Raw genomic sequence first — 5,249 nt, 5'->3', positions numbered from 1 at the left:
CTGGCAGACCATTTATGGTTTGTTGGTCTTGGATTCCTTTGGCAACACTTTTTGTTGTCGGGACAGTTTTTCAACAAGTTTTTGTTGGAGAGTTTGATCCTGGCTCAGGACGAACGCTGGCGGCGTGCTTAACACATGCAAGTCGAGCGGAAAGGCCCTTCGGGGTACTCGAGCGGCGAACGGGTGAGTAACACGTGAGCAACCTGCCCTAGGCTTTGGGATAACCCTCGGAAACGGGGGCTAATACCGAATAGGACCACCGGTCGCATGGTTGGTGGTGGAAAGTTTTTCGGCCTGGGATGGGCTCGCGGCCTATCAGCTTGTTGGTGGGGTGATGGCCTACCAAGGCGACGACGGGTAGCCGGCCTGAGAGGGCGACCGGCCACACTGGGACTGAGACACGGCCCAGACTCCTACGGGAGGCAGCAGTGGGGAATATTGCACAATGGGCGGAAGCCTGATGCAGCGACGCCGCGTGAGGGATGACGGCCTTCGGGTTGTAAACCTCTTTCAGCAGGGACGAAGCGTAAGTGACGGTACCTGCAGAAGAAGCACCGGCCAACTACGTGCCAGCAGCCGCGGTAAGACGTAGGGTGCGAGCGTTGTCCGGATTTATTGGGCGTAAAGAGCTCGTAGGCGGCTTGTCGCGTCGACCGTGAAAACTTGGGGCTCAACTCCAAGCCTGCGGTCGATACGGGCAGGCTAGAGTTCGGTAGGGGAGACTGGAATTCCTGGTGTAGCGGTGAAATGCGCAGATATCAGGAGGAACACCGGTGGCGAAGGCGGGTCTCTGGGCCGATACTGACGCTGAGGAGCGAAAGCGTGGGGAGCGAACAGGATTAGATACCCTGGTAGTCCACGCTGTAAACGTTGGGCGCTAGGTGTGGGGGGCCTCTCCGGTTCCCTGTGCCGCAGCTAACGCATTAAGCGCCCCGCCTGGGGAGTACGGCCGCAAGGCTAAAACTCAAAGGAATTGACGGGGGCCCGCACAAGCGGCGGAGCATGCGGATTAATTCGATGCAACGCGAAGAACCTTACCTGGGTTTGACATGGCCGCAAAACTCGCAGAGATGTGAGGTCCTTCGGGGGCGGTCACAGGTGGTGCATGGCTGTCGTCAGCTCGTGTCGTGAGATGTTGGGTTAAGTCCCGCAACGAGCGCAACCCTCGTTCGATGTTGCCAGCGCGTTATGGCGGGGACTCATCGAAGACTGCCGGGGTCAACTCGGAGGAAGGTGGGGATGACGTCAAGTCATCATGCCCCTTATGTCCAGGGCTTCACGCATGCTACAATGGCCGGTACAATGGGCTGCGATACCGTGAGGTGGAGCGAATCCCAAAAAGCCGGTCTCAGTTCGGATCGGGGTCTGCAACTCGACCCCGTGAAGTCGGAGTCGCTAGTAATCGCAGATCAGCAACGCTGCGGTGAATACGTTCCCGGGCCTTGTACACACCGCCCGTCACGTCACGAAAGTCGGCAACACCCGAAGCCGGTGGCCCAACCCTTGTGGAGGGAGCCGTCGAAGGTGGGGCTGGCGATTGGGACGAAGTCGTAACAAGGTAGCCGTACCGGAAGGTGCGGCTGGATCACCTCCTTTCTAAGGAGCACCTTCCGACGAAAGTCGGTAAGGAGCCCGCACTGCCCGAATGTGGTGGTGGGGTGCTCAATGGCGGAGACACTGGCGAGTTTTCTCCTGGCAACGGCCGGGTTCTTCCTAGTACAGCTGCCCCTGGGGTGGTGGGAACGGGGTCCTGGTGCGGCTGGGAGGAGACGGATAGCACCCTGTTGGGTCCTGAAAGAACAACCGGTGGTTGTTTCTTTCGGAGCCTTGTGCGGAACGTGAGTTTCGTGGGCTGCCAGGCATGGCCTGGTGTGGCATACCGCCGGCGGTGGTCGGGTTTGGTGTCGCACGGATCGGGTTGTGGGTTGGTCGTTTGTTGAGAATTGCACAGTGGACGCGAGCATCTTTGTGGTCAAGTTGTCAAGGGCGAACGGTGAATGCCTTGGCACCAGGAGCCGATGAAGGACGTGGGAGGCCGCGATAGGCCTGGGGGAGCTGTCAACCAAGCTGTGATCCCAGGGTGTCCGAATGGGGAAACCTGGCTGGAGTCATGTCCAGTCACCCACACCTGAACACATAGGGTGTGTGGAGGGAACGCGGGGAAGTGAAACATCTCAGTACCCGTAGGAAGAGAAAACAATTTAGTGATTCCGTGAGTAGTGGCGAGCGAAAGCGGATCGAGGCTAAACCGGTTGCGTGTGATACCTGTCAGGGGTTGCGTGGTCGGGGTTGTGGGACCCTGCTGAACAAGCTGACACTTGTTCGAGAAGTTACAAAGTCAGTGGCTAGTCGAACAGTCTGGAATGGCTGACCGTAGACGGTGAAAGTCCGGTAGGTGAAAGTTGCTGACCTTCTGTGGGTGTTCCCGAGTAGCGGCGGACCCCTGAAATCTGCCGTGAATCTGCCAGGACCACCTGGTAAGCCTAAATACTTCCTGGTGACCGATAGCGGACGAGTACCGTGAGGGAATGGTGAAAAGTACCCCGGGAGGGGAGTGAAATAGTACCTGAAACCGTTCGCCTACAATCCGTCGGAGCCTTGCGGGGTGACGGCGTGCCTTTTGAAGAATGAGCCTGCGAGTTAGTGGCATGTGGCGAGGTTAACCCGTGTGGGGGAGCCGTAGCGAAAGCGAGTCTGAATAGGGCGTTCAGTCGCGTGTCCTAGACCCGAAGCGGAGTGATCTAGCCATGGGCAGGCTGAAGCGCGGGTAAGACCGCGTGGAGGGCCGAACCCACCAACGTTGAAAAGTTGGGGGATGACCTGTGGTTAGGGGTGAAAGGCCAATCAAACTCCGTGATAGCTGGTTCTCCCCGAAATGCATTTAGGTGCAGCGTCGCGTGTTTCTTGCCGGAGGTAGAGCACTGGATGGTCTAGGGGGCCCACAAGCTTACCGAAATCAGCCAAACTCCGAATGCCGGTAAGTGAGAGCGCGGCAGTGAGACTGCGGGGGATAAGCTTCGTAGTCGAGAGGGAAACAGCCCAGATCACCAGCTAAGGCCCCTAAGCGTGTGCTAAGTGGAAAAGGATGTGGGGTCGCATAGACAACCAGGAGGTTGGCTTAGAAGCAGCCACCCTTTAAAGAGTGCGTAATAGCTCACTGGTCAAGTGGTTCCGCGCCGACAATGTAGCGGGGCTCAAGCACACCGCCGAAGCTGTGGCATTCACATTTTTACCTCGCTTGGACTTGATTCCTTGTGCAGGTGTGTGGATGGGTAGGGGAGCGTCGTGCCGGGGGTGAAGCAGCGGGGTGACCCAGTTGTGGACGCGGCACGAGTGAGAATGCAGGCATGAGTAGCGAAAGAAGGGTGAGAAACCCTTCCGCCGGATGACCAAGGGTTCCAGGGCCAGGCTAATCCGCCCTGGGTGAGTCGGGACCTAAGGCGAGGCCGAGAGGCGTAGTCGATGGACAACGGGTTGATATTCCCGTACCCGCGAAAGAGCGTCCCTGATGAACCTCGTTGTGCTAACCACCCGAACTGGCTGCGATCTTCGGATCAAGGTTGGGGAGCGTGGGAACCTGGCGGGTAGTAGTCAAGCGATGGGGTGACGCAGGAAGGTAGCTGAGCCCGGCCGGTGGTTGTGCCGGGGTAAGCGTGTAGGCCGTGCTGTAGGCAAATCCGCAGCACATGTAGGCTGAGACGTGATGCCGAGCCGATTCAGGTGAAGTCAGTGATCCTATGCTGCCGAGAAAAGCCTCTAGCGAGTTCTTAGCGGCCCGTACCCCAAACCGACACAGGTGGTCAGGTAGAGAATACCGAGGCGATCGGGCGAACTGTGGTTAAGGAACTCGGCAAATTGCCCCCGTAACTTAGGGAGAAGGGGGGCCGGAGACGTGAAGCCCCGCGCGGGTGGAGCGTTGTATGGCCGCAGAGAGCAGGGGGAAGCGACTGTTTACTAAAAACACAGGTCCATGCGAAGAAGTAATTCGATGTATATGGACTGACGCCTGCCCGGTGCTGGAACGTTAAGGGGACCTGTTAGCTCTTCGGGGCGAAGCGGAGAACTTAAGCGCCAGTAAACGGCGGTGGTAACTATAACCATCCTAAGGTAGCGAAATTCCTTGTCGGGTAAGTTCCGACCTGCACGAATGGCGTAACGACTTCCCCACTGTCTCAACCACAGGCCCGGCGAAATTGCATTACGAGTAAAGATGCTCGTTACGCGCGGCAGGACGGAAAGACCCCGGGACCTTTACTATAGCTTGACATTGGTATCCGAATTAGCTTGTGTAGGATAGGTGGGAGCCGGTGAAGTCCATACGCCAGTATGGGTGGAGGCAATCTTGAAATACCACTCTGGTTGATTTGGGTATCTAACTTCGGACCGTTATCCGGTTCAGGGACAGTGTCTGGTGGGTAGTTTAACTGGGGCGGTTGCCTCCTAAAGGGTAACGGAGGCGCCCAAAGGTTCCCTCAGCCTGGTTGGCAATCAGGTGTTGAGTGCAAGTACACAAGGGAGCTTGACTGTGAGACTGACAGGTCGAGCAGGGACGAAAGTCGGGACTAGTGATCCGGCACTTGCGAGTGGAAGCGGTGTCGCTCAACGGATAAAAGGTACCCCGGGGATAACAGGCTGATCTTCCCCAAGAGTCCATATCGACGGGATGGTTTGGCACCTCGATGTCGGCTCGTCGCATCCTGGGGCTGTAGCAGGTCCCAAGGGTTGGGCTGTTCGCCCATTAAAGCGGTACGCGAGCTGGGTTTAGAACGTCGTGAGACAGTTCGGTCCCTATCCGCCGTGCGCGTAGGATACTTGAGAAGGGCTGTCCCTAGTACGAGAGGACCGGGACGGACGAACCTCTGGTGTGCCAGTTGTCCCGCCAGGGGCACGGCTGGTTAGCTACGTTCGGAAGGGATAACCGCTGAAAGCATCTAAGCGGGAAGCTCGCTTCAAGATGAGGTATCCCACCCCACTTTGTGGGGGTAAGGCCCCCAGCTAGACGACTGGGTTGATAGGCCGGAAATGTAAGCCCGGTAACGGGTTCAGTTGACCGGTACTAATAGGCCGAGGACTTGACTACTAAGCTGCTACGCGTCCACTGTGCAACTCTCGATAAACGAACAACAGACCACATGGTTGGTGTTGTTTGATATGTCGATAGAGTTACGGCGGTCATGGCGGAGGGGAAACGCCCGGTTACATTCCGAACCCGGAAGCTAAGCCCTCCAGCGCCGATGGTACTGCACTCG

General features: G+C 57.6%; 3 rRNA genes. All 3 read left to right on the top strand.

The window, feature by feature from the left end:
- Positions 1 to 81 precede the first annotated feature (81 nt).
- Positions 82 to 1,596 (top strand): 16S ribosomal RNA (locus ACPXCB_RS31435).
- Between the two features lie 374 nt (positions 1,597 to 1,970).
- A 23S ribosomal RNA gene (locus ACPXCB_RS31430) occupies positions 1,971 to 5,080 on the top strand.
- A gap of 84 nt (positions 5,081 to 5,164) precedes the next feature.
- Positions 5,165 to 5,249: ribosomal RNA gene (gene rrf, locus ACPXCB_RS31425) — 5S ribosomal RNA — on the top strand; the annotation flags it as partial.

Source organism: Micromonospora sp. DT62 (assembly GCF_049847285.1).
Taxonomy (GTDB): domain Bacteria; phylum Actinomycetota; class Actinomycetes; order Mycobacteriales; family Micromonosporaceae; genus Micromonospora; species Micromonospora reichwaldensis.
Note: the sequence above shows the minus strand (reverse complement) of the source record. Positions and strands in the feature narration are given on the sequence as shown.